Source organism: Paracoccus salipaludis, from assembly GCF_002287065.1.
Lineage (GTDB): Bacteria > Pseudomonadota > Alphaproteobacteria > Rhodobacterales > Rhodobacteraceae > Paracoccus > Paracoccus salipaludis.
In genome coordinates, this window is the sequence record NZ_NSJZ01000005.1 from 39,291 (window position 1) to 54,181 (window position 14,891).

Sequence of the window (14,891 nt, forward strand, 5' to 3'; positions counted from 1 at the left end):
GATGGCCCTGCCCGGCACCCGAGGCGACGCCGCGCCGCCCGCGATCGAGCTGCGCGGCATTTCCAAGGCCTTCGGGCCGGTGCAGGCCAACCGCGACATCAGCCTGGTCGTGCCCCCGGGCACGATCCACGGCATCGTGGGGGAAAACGGCGCGGGCAAGTCCACGCTCATGTCGATCCTCTACGGCTTCTACCGGCCGGACGCGGGGCAGATCCTCGTGGGCGGGCGCGACGCCGGGATCACCGACAGCCAGTCGGCGATCCGCGCGGGCATCGGCATGGTCTTCCAGCATTTCAAGCTGGTGCCGAACTTCACGGTGGTCGAGAACGTCATCCTCGGGGCCGAGGACGGCGCGCTGCTGGCGCCCTCGGTGTCGCGCGCGCGCAAGGAACTGCGGCGGCTCGCGGCCGAATACCAGCTCGAGGTGAACCCCGACGCGGTGGTGGAAACGCTGTCGGTCGGCCACCAGCAGCGGGTCGAGATCCTCAAGGCGCTGTACCGCCAAGCCGACATCCTGATCCTGGACGAGCCCACGGGCGTGCTGACCCCGGCCGAGGCGGACCACCTGTTCCGCATCCTCAAGGGCCTGCGCGAGCGGGGCAAGACGGTGATCCTGATCACCCACAAGCTGCGCGAGATCATGGAGATCACCGACAACGTCAGCGTCATGCGGCGCGGCGAGATGGTGGCCACCGTGCCCACGCGCGAAACCTCTCCCGAGGCGCTGGCCGAGCTGATGGTCGGCCGCAAGGTCCTGCTCCGGGTGGACAAGGCGCAGGCCGCGCCGGGCGCCCCGGTGCTGGAACTGGCGGGCGTGAGGATGGTGGACCGCGCGGGCGTGGAACGGCTGCGCGGCATCGACCTGGCGGTGCGCGGAGGCGAGATCCTGGGGATCGCGGGTGTCAGCGGCAACGGGCAGACGCAGCTTCTGGACATCCTCGGCGGCTACCCCGAGGCGGGCGCGCAGGTCAGCGGGACCGCGCGGCTGGCGGGGCGGCCCCTGCCGCTGGACGGCACGGACGCGCGGGCACGCAGACAGGCGGGCGTCGGCAACATCCCCGAGGACCGGCAGGCCGAGGGGCTGGTGATGGACTTCTCGGCCTGGGAGAACACGGTCCTCGGCCGCCACCGGGACGCGGGCGGCGCGCTGATGGACCACGACGCGATCCGCCGCGAGGCCGCCGCCAAGATGGAGCGTTTCGACGTCCGCCCCCGCGACCCCGAGCTTGCGGCCAAGAACTTTTCCGGCGGCAACCAGCAGAAGATCGTCGTCGCGCGGGAAATCGAAAGCCGACCCGTGCTGCTGCTGGTGGGCCAGCCCACGCGGGGCGTGGACATCGGCGCCATCGAGTTCATCCACCGCCGCCTGATCGAGCTGCGCGACGCGGGCGCCGCGATCCTGCTGGTGTCGGTCGAACTGGACGAGATCATGGCGCTGTCGGACCGCATCGCCGTCATGTTCGACGGCCGCATCATGGGCGAAAGGCTGTCGGGGGAAACCTCGGCCGCCGAACTGGGGTTGCTGATGGCGGGGGCCTCGCCCTCGGGCATCCCGCCCGAGCAGGGCCAGCCCGACACGCCGGACCACGAACCCAGCAAAGGGGTGATCTGATGACCCGCCTGCCCCGCTGGGCCGACCTCGTGCTGGTGCCGCTGATCTCGCTGGCGCTGGCCTTCGCCATCTCGGCGCTGGTGATCCTGTCCATCGGCCAGAACCCGGTCGAGGCGCTGAAGGTGATGGTCACCGGCGCGCTCGGGTCGTCCTACGGCTGGGGCTACACGCTCTACTACGCGACGAACTTCATCTTCACCGGGCTTGCGGTGGCGGTGGCCGCGCACGCGGGGCTGTTCAACATCGGGGCCGAGGGACAGGCGAGCCTGGGCGGCCTGGGCGTCGCGCTGGTGGCGCTGGCGCTGCCCTGGCCGCATTGGGGCGTGGCGCTGCCCGTCGCGATGGTGGGGGCGGCGCTGTTCGGGGCGATGTGGGCCTTCATCCCCGCGATCCTCCAGGCCAAGCGGGGCAGCCACATCGTCATCACGACGATCATGTTCAACTTCCTCGCCGCCGCCCTTCTGAACTGGCTGCTGGTGAACGTCCTGCGCCCGCCGGGCAGCATGGACCCCGCCTCGGCGCGTTTCCCCGAGAGCACGCAGCTGCCGCGCCTGACCGACATGGCGGCGGCGGTGGGCATCGAGTGGGGCAAGTCCACGCCCGCCAACATCAGCTTCCTGATCGCGCTGGCGGCCTGCGTGCTGGTCTGGCTGCTGATCTGGCGCACGCCGCTCGGCTACGAGATCCGCGCCTTCGGCCGCTCGGAACGGGCCGCGCTTTATGCGGGCATCCGGCCCGCGCGGATCATCGTGATCGCCATGATGATCTCGGGCGGGCTGGCGGGCCTCATGGCCATCAACAACGTCATGGGCGAGGCCGGGCGGCTGCTTCTGAACAGCGCCGAGGGCGCGGGCTTCATCGGCATCGCCGTCGCGCTGATGGGCCGCAACCATCCCGTCGGGATCGTGCTGGCGGCGCTGCTGTTCGGGTTCCTGTACCAGGGCGGTGCCGAACTCGCGCTCTGGACCTCGATCCCGCGCGAGCTGATCGTGGTGATCCAGGCGCTGGTGATCCTGTTCACGGGGGCGCTGGACAACATGGTCAGGATGCCGCTGGGCCGGCTGTTCGGGGCGCGCTGATGGATTACGCGACGATCCTGCAGATCCTCGACAGCGCGGTGCGGCTGATGACGCCCTTGCTGCTGGCCTGCCTCGCGGGGCTTTACTCGGAACGCGCGGGCGTCTTCGACATTGGGCTGGAAGGCAAGATGCTGATGGCGGCCTTCTCGGCGGCGGCCACGGCGGCAGTCACCGGCAGCGTGTGGCTGGGGCTTGTGGCCGGGGTTCTTTCTGCCGTGGCCATGTCGCTGATCCACGGGCTGGCCGCGATCACCTTCCGCGGCAACCAGCTGATCTCGGGCGTGGCGATCAACTTCCTCGCCTCGGGCCTGACGATGCTGCTGGGGCAGAGCTGGTTCGGCCTCGGCGGCCGCACGCCCTCATTGGAGGGCGCGGCGCGCTTTTCCCCCGTCACCCTGCCGGGGACCGAGGCGCTGAGCGGCATCCCCGTGCTGGGCCCCTTCTATGCCGAGGTCGTGTCGGGCCATACGGCGCTGGTTTATGTGGCCGCGCTGCTGGTGCCCGGGACCTGGTGGCTGCTCTACCGCACCCGCTTCGGGCTGCGGCTGCGGGCGGTGGGGGAAAACCCCGCCTCGGTCGATACGGCGGGCGTGTCGGTGCCGCGCCTGCGCTGGGCGGCGGTGGCGATCTGCGGGGTGCTGACGGGACTGGCGGGGGCTTACCTCGCCACGGGCCTCTCGGCGGGCTTCGTCAAGGAAATGACGGCGGGCCGGGGCTATATCGCGCTCGCCGCGCTGATCTTCGCCAACTGGCGGCCCTGGCGGGCGCTGGGCGCGACCTTCCTTTTCGGCCTGATGGAGGCGGTGGCGAACCGCTATCCCGAACTGGACCTGGGCTTCGTCACGATCCCCTCGATGGTCATGAGCGCCCTTCCCTACCTGCTGACGGTGATCATCCTTGCGGGCTTCATCGGCCGCGCCACCCCGCCCCGCGCGGGGGGCGAGCCCTATGTCAAGGAACGCTGACGAGGCTTGGGCAAGACCCTGCCGGAATGCCCCGAAAACGGCAAAATCTTGTGTGTTTCCCGTGACATTTGCCTGCGCGAGCCTTATATCATGGGCAACAATCGCAGGATAATGTCAGCAATGAGCGCAGCCACCGCGCAGCCGGTCGAATACGGCGCCGATTCCATCAAGGTTCTGAAGGGTCTGGAAGCCGTCCGCAAGCGGCCGGGCATGTATATCGGCGACACCGATGACGGGTCCGGCCTCCATCACATGGTTTACGAAGTCGTGGACAACGGCATCGACGAGGCGCTTGCCGGTCATGCCGACTATGTCCGCGTGAAGATCCACGCCGACAGCAGCGTCAGCGTCCGCGACAACGGGCGCGGCATCCCCGTGGACATGCATCCGACCGAAGGCGTCAGCGCGGCCGAGGTCATCATGACCCAGCTGCATGCCGGGGGTAAGTTCGACAGCAACAGCTACAAGGTCTCGGGCGGCCTGCACGGCGTGGGCGTTTCGGTCGTCAACGCCCTGTCCGACTGGCTGGAGCTGCGCGTCTGGCGCAACGGCAAGGAGCATTTCGCCCGCTTCGAGAACGGCGACACGGTCGAGCACCTGCGCGTCGTGGGCGATGCCGCGCCCGGCGAGAAGGGGACCGAGGTCCGCTTCCTCGCAAGCTCCCGGGAAAACGCGCAGGGCGGGACCTTCTCGAACCTCGACTACCAGTTCAAGACGCTGGAAAACCGGCTGCGGGAACTGGCCTTCCTGAACTCGGGCGTCCGCATCCTGCTGGAGGACGAGCGCCCGGCCGAGCCCCTGCGGACCGAACTGTTCTACGAGGGCGGCGTCCGCGAGTTCGTCAAATACCTCGACCGGTCCAAGACCCCGGTCATGCCCGAGCCGATCTTCATCACCGGCGAGCGTGGCGGCATCGGCGTCGAGATCGCGATGTGGTGGAACGACAGCTATCACGAAACGGTGCTGCCCTTCACCAACAACATCCCCCAGCGGGACGGCGGCACGCACCTGGCGGGCTTCCGGGGCGCGCTGACGCGGGTGATCGGCAAATACGCCCAGGACAGCGGCATCGCGCGCAAGGAAAAGGTGGATTTCACCGGCGACGACGCGCGCGAAGGGCTGACCTGCGTGCTGTCGGTCAAGGTGCCTGACCCCAAGTTCTCCAGCCAGACCAAGGACAAGCTGGTGTCCTCCGAGGTGCGTCCCGCGGTCGAGAACCTGGTCGGCGAAAAGCTGGCCGAGTGGTTCGAGGAGCATCCCGGCGAGGCCCGGCAGATCGTCGGCAAGATCATCGAGGCGGCGCTTGCGCGCGAGGCCGCGCGCAAGGCCCGCGAACTGACGCGCCGCAAGACCGCGATGGACGTGGCCTCGCTGCCCGGCAAGCTGGCCGACTGCCAGGAAAAGGACCCCTCGCTGGCCGAGCTGTTCATCGTCGAGGGTGACTCGGCCGGCGGGTCGGCCAAGCAGGGCCGGTCGCGCCAGAACCAGGCGGTGCTGCCCCTGCGCGGCAAGATCCTGAACGTGGAACGCGCCCGCTTCGACCGGATGCTGTCCTCGGACATGATCGGCACGCTGATCACGGCGCTGGGCACCGGCATCGGGCGGGACGAGTTCAACCTGTCCAAGCTGCGCTACCACAAGATCGTCATCATGACGGATGCCGACGTGGACGGCGCGCATATCCGCACGCTGCTGCTGACCTTCTTCTTCCGGCAGATGCCGGAACTGATCGAGGCCGGGCACCTGTATATCGCGCAGCCGCCGCTGTACAAAGTCGCGCGGGGCCGGTCCGAGGTCTACCTGAAGGACCAGGCCGCGCTGGAGGACTACCTGATCCAGCAGGGGATCGAGGGCACGGCGCTGCGCCTCGGCTCGGGCGAGGAGATCACGGGCGCGGACCTGGCCCGCGTCGTGGACGAGGCCCGGACGGCGCGCCGCGTCATCCGCAGCTATCCGACGCATTACCCGCCCCACATCACCGAACAGGCGGCGATCGCCGGGGCGATGGTGCCCGGCGCCATCGACGCCGATGCGGCTGCGGTCGGGTCGGCAGTGGCTGCGCGGCTGGACCTCATCGCCGAGGAATACGAGCGCGGCTGGGCCGCCCGGCCGACTCAGGACGGCGGCATCCGCCTGACGCGCCTGCTGCGGGGGGTCGAGGAATCGCGGCTGCTGGACGGGCCGATGCTGCGCTCGGGCGAAAGCCGCCGCCTGGGCGCCATGACCGACGCCCTGCGCGAGGTTTACGGCAGCGGCGCCACGCTGGTCCGCAAGGATCGCCTGCTGCCCATCCACGGCCCCCTGTCGCTGCTGGAGGCGATCTTCGCCGAAGGCGAGAAGGGCCTGAGCCTTCAGCGCTACAAGGGCCTGGGCGAGATGAACCCGGAACAGCTTTGGGAAACCACGCTGGACCCGACGGCGCGCACCATGCTGCAGGTGCGGGTCGAGGACGTGGCAGAAGCCGACGACATCTTCACCAAGCTGATGGGCGACGTGGTCGAGCCCCGCCGGGACTTCATCCAGACCAACGCGCTGAGCGTCGAGAACCTGGACGCGTGACAATTCTGCAACGCGCAGGACCGGCCGCCTGCGCGTCACGTCACACCGGGAAGGCGGCAGATTCTTCCGGGGCTATCCGCGACCAACTTTCTGTTCTGTCAGGGCAAAGTTCGTCGCGGAGCTTGTCAGACGCGACCTTTCCACCTCGGGTTGAAGAGGGTGGCAGGACCGCATCATTCCGGCAGAAAATCTGGAAATTGGCGGGTTCCCCCTTGGGAACAGCCGCCCTTCATGCCAGTTATCATTTCAGCAAGAGCCGCGATGGGATCGTGGCCGTCATCTCTACTGCTTGAGGTTCAAGGTGCGCAACAACCTGATCGCCGCGTCCGTCGCAGCCCTGCTTTCGGTTTCCGCCGCTCATGCCGGCGGCTTCACCGCGCCAGTCGTGGAAATCGAGCCCCCGCTGGTCGTCACGCCCGCCCCCTCCGACTGGCAGGGCGCCTATGCCGGCATCACGCTGGGCTATGCCTTCGGCGGCGACGACGACATCGGCGTGCGTCCGCCGGGCGTGGACATCGGCAGCGCCGAGCTGTCGGGCTGGAACGCCGGGCTGCGCCTGGGCTATCGCTGGCAGCGCGACCGCTGGGTGGTCGGCCCCGAGATCGCCTATGTCGGCGGCGACATCAGCGACGACTTCGAGTTCGACTCGGCCCCCCTCGGGCTCGCTGACTCCGAGTTCGAGTCCGAAGTGGACAGTCTGCTCGGCATCCGCCTGAAGACCGGCTACCTGGTCCGCCCCGACACGCTGGTCTACGGCATCGCCGGCTGGCAGCAGGGCGATTTCACCTACAGCGTCGATGGCGAGGAAGAAGGCTATGACGCCGACGGCTATGTCCTTGGCCTGGGCGTCGAACGGAAGCTGACCGACCGGATGTCCGTGACCGGCGAATACGAATACGCCAACTTCGGCTCGACGGATATCGAATACCTGGGCCGCACCACGGTCGCCACGCCCGAGCATTCGAACGTCAAGCTGGGCCTGAACTTCAGCTTCTGAGCTGCGGGTTCAATAGGAATGCGGGCCGCCGGTTCTTCCGGCGGCCTTTTTGCATGAAGGCGCCCGTTCCCCTCGCCTTCCGGTTCAAGGGCAGCCCTGCCGCAGGGTCGCGATTCAAGGGCCGGGGCGCAGCCCGATCCGGGAGGACGCCCGGCCCTGCGCCGCCCTTGTTCAGGCCGCCGGCAGCGGCACCGGCAAGGCCTTATGCAGGCAGGCGACGGCGAGTCCGTGGGGCACCCAGCGCGTGATGGCCTCGGCCCCCGCGTCCAGCCCGCCCGTGTAATGACCGAAGGCCGGCAGGATCATGTGCGAGGGCCCGATCAGCAGGGCCCTTCGCCGCGCGCCCGCCAGCCGCACGACCGGATGGAAATGCCCGCTGATGTCCGGCCCCTCGCCGTCCGGCTGGTGGCGCAAAATCACAGGGCCCATCCGCAGCGTCGTCTCTCCGCCCGCCTGCGAATCGTGGTTGCCCGCGATCCATCGAAGCTCGTGCGCAGCGCCCAGACAGGTCAGCGCCTCGGCCACCTGGGGGTCCAGCGCCTCGGCCGCCGCATCGTCGTCAAAGCCGTCGCCCAGACTGACGATCACGGCCGGGTCCAGCGCCTCGGCCTCGGTCTGAAGGCGGCGCAGGGTCTCAATTCCCTCGTAGGGTGGCAGCAGGGCGCCGCCGCGCCGGGCCATGCGCTCGGACTTGCCCAGGTGCAGGTCGGCCACGATCAGCCAGCGTTCCGCGGGCCACCACAGGGCACCGGAACAGCGCGCCTCGAGCCTGAGCCCATGCCAGGTGAAGGCAAAGCCCGTCATCGGGCCGGGCCGGCCTTGCGCCGGCGGGGCGGCTCGGCCGGAACAACAGGCGCGGGGGCGTCGAAGCCCGTGGGATCGTCGGTCAGTTGCAATCCAGCCGCCTGCATCATCGCTTCCGCCTCCTGCTCGGCCAGGCGCATCCGGCCCTGCCCCTCGATCCTGACGCGGCCCATTTCCAGCATGAGGGGCGCGGCCAAGGGCGATACGCGGTCCAGTTGCCGGTGGTCAAGAACGGAGGATCGGTCCAGCATCTCCTCGATGCGGCCGAAATCGACAAGGCCGCGCCCCGCCTCGGCGGCCGTGATCCGCATCAGCAGGTGGTCCGGGTCGTGGCGGCGCAGCGTGTCGTAAAGGATGTCGGTGGAAAAGGTCGCCTGCTTCCCCGTCCGCCGTCCCCCCGGCATGTTGCGGTGGATCAGGCCCGAGATGATGGCGACGTTCTTGAAGGTCCGCTTCATCACCGCGTTGCCCGCAAGCCAGTCCCCCAGTCCCGCCCGCAGCTTGTCGCGGTCCAGAAGCGGGGCGAGGTCCGTCACCGGGTCCAGCGACCAGATGAGCAGGGCGTAATCGGTCGAGGAAAAGCCTAGGGGGCCCAGCCCCGCCTCCTCCATTGCCCGCGTCAGCAGCAGGCCCAGCGTCTGCATCGCGTTGTGCCCGGCAAAGCCGTAGACGGCGAGGTGCCAGCGGCCCATGTGCGGGAAGGTTTCCGCCAGCAGGGTGCCGGGCCGGGGCACGGCCGAGACCTCGGCCTGCAGGGACAGCCAGTCGCGGGTGGGCTGGGGCAGCACCTCCCACCGCGAAGGATCGCCGATCAGGGACAGGACGCGGTGGCTGAGTTCGGCCGACATGGGCATCCGCACGCCCGAGAAGACGGCGATCTTCGGTTCCTTGCGGGGGCTGGGGCTGACCTCGACCACCAGTTCGCGGAGGGCTTCGTAGCGCACGATCTGGCCGCCGGTCAGGAAGGTGTCGCCCGGCACGAGGCTGGCTGCAAAGGATTCCTCGACCTCGCCCAGCAGCCCGCCGCCGCGCTTCCAGCGGACCTTGGTCATCTCGGCCTCGACGATGGTGCCGACGTTCATCCGCAGGTCGCGGGCGGCGCGGGGGTCGCGCAATCCCCAGAGGCCCCCACGCTGCATCAGCCGCTGCCAGCGGTCATAGGCCCGCAGGGCATAGCCGCCCGTCGCCGTGAAGTTCAGGCAGTCGTCGAAATCGGCGCGCGACAGGTCGCGGTAGGGGCCGGCGGTGCGGATCTCGGCATAAAGCGCATCCGCGTCGAAGGGCCCGGCGCAGGCGGTCAGCAGGATGTGCTGGCAGAGGACATCCAGCGGCCCCGGCCCCCGCGCATCGCCGTCAAGGTCACGTTCGCGCACGGCTTCCAGCGCGGCGATGCATTCGATCACCTCGAAGCGGTTGGCGGGGACAATGCGGGCGCGCGAGGGTGCGTTGTAGCGGTGGTTCGCCCGCCCGATCCGCTGGACCAGCCGTTTGACGTTCTTGGGCGCGCCCACCTGGATCACCAGGTCCACGTTGCCCCAGTCGATCCCGAGGTCGAGCGACCCCGTTGCCACCACCGCCCGCAGCTCGCCCGCGGCCATCGCCGCCTCGACCCGCGCGCGGGCCTCTCGCGCGAGGCTGCCGTGGTGCAGGCCGATGGGCAGGTTTGCGTCGTTCTCGGCCCACAGCGCCTGGAAGAACAGCTCGGCCTGGGCGCGGGTGTTGATGAAGATGATGGTCGTGCGCGCCTCGGCCACGGCCTTCAGCACGTCGCGGACGGCATAGCGCCCCCCTGCCCCCGCCCAGGGCGGCGGGCGGCTGGTCGGCAGCATGGCGATGTCCGGCTCGGGGCCGGGGTCGGCATGGACGACCTGCGCGCCACCCATGAAACCCGCCAGCGCCTGCGGGTCCTCGACCGTGGCCGACAGGCCCGTGGCGATCAGGCCGGGCGCAAGGCTGCGCAGCCGCGCGAGCCCCAGCATCAACTGGTCGCCGCGCTTGGATTCCGCCAGCGCGTGCAGTTCGTCCAGCACCACGCGGCGCAGGCTGCTGAAGATCTTCGGGGCTTCGGGGTAGGACAGCATCAGCGCAAGGCTTTCGGGCGTTGTCAGCAGGATCTGCGGTGGATCGGTGCGCTGGCGCTGGCGGGCGCTGGTCTTCGTGTCGCCGGTGCGGTCCTCGACCCGGATCGGCAGCTCCAAGTCGGCCACGGGCCGGGCGAGGTTGCGGCTTATGTCCGCCGTCAGCGCCTTCAGCGGCGAGACATAGAGCGTGTGCAACCCCTTCCAGCCGTCGGCCAGTTCCACCAGCGATGGCAGGAACCCGGCCAGCGTCTTGCCGCCCCCCGTGGGCGCGATCAGCAGGCTGTCGCCCTGCGCCCCCAGCAGCGCAAGCTGGTGCGGGTGCGGGGTCCATCCCTGCCGCGCGAACCAGTCGGCGAAGGCGGGCGGCAAGGTGGCGCGGGACAGGGGGGAACCTTCGTTCATGGCCTGCAGGTAGGGTGCGTGGTCCCCACGCGCCACCCCTCACTCCCGCCGCTTGGTGCGTCCATGCCGCACGCCGGCCCGCGCGGCCTCGGCGTCGAAGACATTGGGCGCGTCGATCATCGCCTCCAGCGTGTCCAGCCGGTCGGCCTCGACCGCCGGCTTGTCCCAGCGGATGCGGCTGATGCGGGGAAAGCGCAGTGCCACGCCGGAGCGGTGGCGGGCGGATCGGTTCACGCCCTCGAAGGCGACCTCGACCACCAGCTTGGGCGCGACGGCGCGGACGGGACCGAAGCGTTCGGTCGTGTTGTTCCTCACGAAGCGGTCAAGCTCGCGCAGCTCCTCGTCGGTGAAGCCGAAATAGGCCTTGCCGACGGGGACCAGCGTGTCGCCCGACCAGAGGCCGAAGGTGAAGTCCGAGTAGTAGCCCGAGCGTTTCCCGTGCCCGCGCTGGGCATACATCAGCACCGCATCCACCACGCGGGGATCGCGCTTCCACTTGAACCAGGGGCCGCGCGGGCGGCCGCCGGTGTAAGGCGCATCGCGGCGCTTGATCATCACGCCCTCGATCACCGGGTCGGGCGGATCGGCGCGCAAGGCAGCGAGGTCGTCCCACGTGCTGAATGACAGGAGGGGCGAGATGTCGATGCGGTCCGACCGAAAATCCGCGGCCTCCAGCACGGCGCGGCGGTCCATCAGGGGTCGCGGGCGCAGGTCCTCGCCGTTCCAGATCAGCAGGTCATAGACCCGCAGGCCCGCCGGGTGGCTTTGCAGCAGGGCGCGGCTGACCGTCTTGCGGTTCAGGCGTTGCTGGAGGTCGTTGAAACTGGCGACGCCTCCTTCGCTGCGGACCAGAAGCTCGCCATCGACCGCGCCCTCCCAGGTGATCTCGGCGATCAGGTCGGGAAAGGCGCCCGAGATGTCCTCTCCGGTCCGGGAATACAGGCGGCGCACGCCCCCTTCGCTGACGGCCTGCACGCGGATGCCGTCCCATTTCCATTCGGCGACATGGTCGGCGGGGTCCAGCGCGCGCAGCTCGTCAAGGTCGATGGGGGTGGACAGCATTACCGGCCGGAAGGGCGCCAGCGCGGCGCGGTCGGGGCGCGGGCCGCCCTCGACCCAGGCGAAGACCTCGGGGTACGGGGGCTTGAGGCCGTGCCAGACCTCCTCGATCTCGTCGAGCGTCGGCGCCCCCATCTGCGCCAGCGCCGTGCGGGCGAGCCGCGCCGACAGGCCGATCCGCAGGTTGCCGGTGGCAAGCTTGAGGAAGGCCAGACGTTCGGACGGGCCCAGCCGGTCCAGCACGCCCGCGATGGCGGCCGGCAGGCCCGCCTTGCCGGTGGTTTCCAGCAGGTGGACGGCCTCGGTGATGGACAGCTCGCCCTGCGGCTCGCCCTCCCAGATCAGCGCAATGGTTTCGGCGAGGTCGCCCACGAAGTCGTAGCTGAGCGCGAACAGCACCTCGTCGAAGCGCTCGACGGCAAGGCCGCGCAGCAGGCCGGGCGTGACCGTGCGCAGCTTGAGGTCGCCCGTCAGCGCGGCAAAGGCATAGCCCCGGTCGGGATCGGGCGTGCGTTCCAGGTAGTGCTGCAGGATCTGCAGCTTGGCATTGCGGGCGGGCGTGAAGGCCAGCCGTTCCAGAAGGGCGGCAAAGGCTTTCATGGGCGACCCTCGCACGGGGGGCTGCCCGCCCCCCGGTTCGGGGCTGCCGCCCCCTGCCTCGCTGACAACAGTCCCCCGGGCTGCTGTCCGGGCGCCCGGCAGCCCGGGGGATATTTCGGCGAAGAAGAACGGGTCATTCTTCCTCGTCCTCGTAGCCGACCAGCCGCAGGGGACGGGCGCGAAGCTGGTTCAGTTCGCACCAGCGGACCAGCGCCTCCTCGGCGCCATGCGTGACCCAGACTTCCTGCGGGCGCAGTTCGGACAGCGTCTGCGTCAGTTGCGGCCAGTCCACGTGGTCGCTGATGATCAGGGGCAGTTCGACGCCCCTCTGGCGGGCGCGGGCGCGGACGGCCATCCAGCCCGAGGCGAAAGAGATCACCGGATCGCGGAAGCGCTGGACCCAGGGGCTGGCGAAGGCCGAGGGGGGCGCGATGACCACCTGCCCCTCGATCTGCTTGGGCGTGGTCGCGGGGCGCAGGTCGCCCAGGGGGATGCCCTCGGCCAGGTGATAGTCGCTGAGCCGCTGCGCGCTGCCGTGCAGGTGGATCGGCGCGTCGTAGCCTGCCTGCCGCAGCAGCGCGATCACCCGCTGCGCCTTGCCCAGCGCGTAGGCGCCCACAAGGTGCGGGCGGCCGGGAAACTCGGCCATGCTGGCCAGCAGCTTCCGCGTTTCCGCCGCAGGATCGGGGTGCTTGAAGACGGGCAGGCCAAAGGTCGCCTCGGTCACGAAGATGTCGCAGGGCACCGGCTCCCACGGAGCGCAGACGGGGTTGGGGGTGCGGCAATAGTCGCCCGAAACGGTGATCACCGGGCCGCCCTGGCAGGCCAGCCGGATCTGGGCCGAGCCGAGGATATGGCCGGCCGGGTGGAAGCTGACGGCAACGCCGCCCACCCGCACCGGCCCGTCGGCCACCTGGCGCGCAGCGGTGAAGTCCTCGCCGTAGCGGATCGCCATGATGTCCAGCGTCTCGCGCGTGGCCATGACCGCGCCATGGCCGGCGCGGGCATGGTCGCCGTGGCCGTGGGTGATCAGCGCGCGGGGCACGGGGCGCACAGGGTCGATGAAGAAATCGCCCGGTGGGCAGTAAAGCCCCGCATCGGTCGGATAAAGGAAGTCGTCGGCGCGCATCGCCGCTCAACCTCGGCGGGGGGTCAAGCGTTCCGCGGCTCTGCCACCAGCGACGGCGTGGCGGGCGCCACGCGGGCCAGTTGCACCATCAGGATGCCGATGGCGACAACGATGGACCCGATCACGTCCGACCAGCCGAAGCTTTCGCCCAGCCAGAGCGCCGCGATGGCGACGCCCAGGGGGGGTGACAGGAAGTGGAAGGCCGCTGCCCTGACCGCGCCGATGCGGGTGACCAGCCGGAACCAGATGAATGTCGCAAGGATGCCCGGCACGAGGATCGAATAGGCCAGCGCACCGACCAGCCGCCCGCTCCACTCGAAGGGGCGGCCCCATTCGAGGACCGCCGAGGGCAGCACCAGCGCCACCGCGCCCACCGCCATCTGCAACCCGACGATCATCATGACGTTCGGACCGCCCCCTGCCCCCCGCACGGCCAGCGTGGCCACGGTCAGCGCCACCACGGCGGCAAGGCACAGGCCGAGTCCCAGCAGGTTCATCCCCTGCGACAGCCGCACGCTCATGATGATGACCACGCCGACGATGCCCACGACCAGCCCCGCGACGGCCTGCGGGCGCAGCGGCTGGCGCAGGAAGGCCCAGCCCGCGAAGGCCACCAGCAGCGGCATCATCGAGGCGATGATCGAGGCGGCGGACGCCTCGACCCACTGCATCCCGACCCAGTTCAGGCCAAGGTAAAGCGCGTTCTGGCAAAGGCCGAAGACGATCACCGTGCGCCATTCGGCCCGGCTGAGCCGCATCGACTGGCCCATGGCCCAGGCCAGCCCGATGGCGATCACGGCCGAGATGCCGAAACGGATCACCAGCGCCAGCAGCGGCGGCATTTCGACCACCGCGATGCGCGTCGAGGTGAAGGCCGAGGCCCAGATCGCCGCGAAGCTCAGGCCCATGAGGACGGATTTCAGGTCCATTGCGGTCCTTCGGCAAGCCTGCGCCGGGCTGCATCCAGATCGGCGGGCGTGTTGATGTTGAAAAAGGGGTCCTCGCCGGGGATCTCGACCCGCAGGGCGCCCCGCGCGTCCATCCAGTTGCGCATCCGGCGCGTGCCGGAATGCAGCGCCGCCCTCAGGTCGTCGCGCAGCGCAACGTCCCACATGGCGAAGGCCGGATGATCGCCGCCGCCGGTGGCCATGACCACGGGCGCCTTGGCCGCCGCAAGCCGCGTGCCAAGGTCGCGGGGGAAGAAGGGCGTGTCGGCGGCGGCGGTGAGGATGCGGGCGATGCCCTGCCCCGCCGCCCAGTCCATCCCCGCCAGCACGCCCGCCAGCGGCCCCGGCCAGTCCGGCACGCTGTCGGGCAGCACCGGCAGTCCGAAGCGGGCGAAGCGCGCCGGATCGCCGTTGGCGCTGATGGCGCGGGCGCAGCCCAGGCGCTCGATCACATGGGCGATGACGGGACGGCCGCCGAGGTCCAGCAGCCCCTTGTCGCCGCCGCCCATGCGACGCGACTGCCCCCCGGCCAGCACGATTCCCGCGATCTCTCCGCCCATCGGGCGGCACTCTGCGCCGCCGCCACCGGACCCGCAACCCGGCACGCGCGACAGCCTGTCGCTTGCGGCTGCCCCGGCCTGTCCCTAGGATCGCGGC

The 14,891-nt window shown here is 69.9% G+C and carries 11 protein-coding genes; 5 read left to right on the forward strand and 6 right to left on the reverse strand.

What is annotated here, in order from left to right; all coding sequences use genetic code 11:
- Position 1 precedes the first annotated feature (1 nt).
- From CK240_RS07890 to CK240_RS07910, 5 genes are all read left to right on the forward strand, one after another.
- The gene (locus CK240_RS07890) at positions 2-1,612 is read left to right on the forward strand and encodes an ABC transporter ATP-binding protein (protein WP_095639804.1); all 1,611 of its coding nucleotides are present in this window, start codon (positions 2-4) and stop codon (positions 1,610-1,612) included.
- The gene (locus tag CK240_RS07895) at positions 1,612-2,691 is read left to right on the forward strand and encodes an ABC transporter permease (RefSeq protein WP_095639805.1); all 1,080 of its coding nucleotides are present in this window, start codon (positions 1,612-1,614) and stop codon (positions 2,689-2,691) included. Before CK240_RS07890 ends, CK240_RS07895 begins: the two co-directional genes overlap by 1 nt.
- Positions 2,691-3,656: an ABC transporter permease gene (locus tag CK240_RS07900; protein ID WP_095639806.1), complete on the forward strand. Its 966-nt coding sequence runs from the start codon at positions 2,691-2,693 to the stop codon at positions 3,654-3,656. The genes CK240_RS07895 and CK240_RS07900 overlap by 1 nt, the downstream gene beginning before the upstream one ends.
- Before the next feature lie 120 nt (positions 3,657-3,776).
- Positions 3,777-6,215, forward strand: coding sequence for a DNA topoisomerase (ATP-hydrolyzing) subunit B (gyrB, locus tag CK240_RS07905; protein WP_095639807.1), 2,439 nt, complete (start codon positions 3,777-3,779; stop codon positions 6,213-6,215).
- Positions 6,216-6,516: 301 nt separating this feature from the next.
- A complete protein-coding gene (locus CK240_RS07910) occupies positions 6,517-7,212 on the forward strand; it encodes an outer membrane protein (RefSeq protein ID WP_095639989.1) in 696 nt (231 codons plus the stop codon).
- A gap of 171 nt (positions 7,213-7,383) precedes the next feature.
- Here CK240_RS07910 and pdeM read toward each other — a convergent pair whose 3' ends face one another.
- The 6 genes from pdeM to mobA all read right to left on the reverse strand — a co-directional run bounded on the left by pdeM (position 7,384) and on the right by mobA (position 14,794).
- Complete coding sequence (gene pdeM / locus CK240_RS07915) at positions 7,384-8,016, reverse strand: ligase-associated DNA damage response endonuclease PdeM (RefSeq protein ID WP_095639808.1); 633 nt, start codon at positions 8,014-8,016, stop codon at positions 7,384-7,386.
- Complete coding sequence (locus CK240_RS07920; protein ID WP_095639809.1) at positions 8,013-10,499, reverse strand: ligase-associated DNA damage response DEXH box helicase; 2,487 nt, start codon at positions 10,497-10,499, stop codon at positions 8,013-8,015. The genes pdeM and CK240_RS07920 overlap by 4 nt, the downstream gene beginning before the upstream one ends.
- A gap of 39 nt (positions 10,500-10,538) precedes the next feature.
- Positions 10,539-12,158 (reverse strand): cisplatin damage response ATP-dependent DNA ligase, encoded by a 1,620-nt coding sequence (locus tag CK240_RS07925; RefSeq protein ID WP_095639810.1) that lies wholly within the window; start codon positions 12,156-12,158, stop codon positions 10,539-10,541.
- Positions 12,159-12,291: 133 nt separating this feature from the next.
- Positions 12,292-13,287 (reverse strand): ligase-associated DNA damage response exonuclease, encoded by a 996-nt coding sequence (locus CK240_RS07930; RefSeq protein WP_095639811.1) that lies wholly within the window; start codon positions 13,285-13,287, stop codon positions 12,292-12,294.
- A 23-nt stretch (positions 13,288-13,310) separates the two neighbouring features.
- A complete protein-coding gene (locus tag CK240_RS07935; protein ID WP_095639812.1) occupies positions 13,311-14,216 on the reverse strand; it encodes a DMT family transporter in 906 nt (301 codons plus the stop codon).
- Positions 14,207-14,794 carry a molybdenum cofactor guanylyltransferase MobA gene (gene mobA, locus CK240_RS07940; RefSeq protein WP_095639813.1) on the reverse strand — a complete coding sequence of 196 codons (588 nt, stop codon included), beginning with the start codon at positions 14,792-14,794 and terminating at the stop codon, positions 14,207-14,209. The genes CK240_RS07935 and mobA overlap by 10 nt, the downstream gene beginning before the upstream one ends.
- Positions 14,795-14,891: the final 97 nt, after the last annotated feature.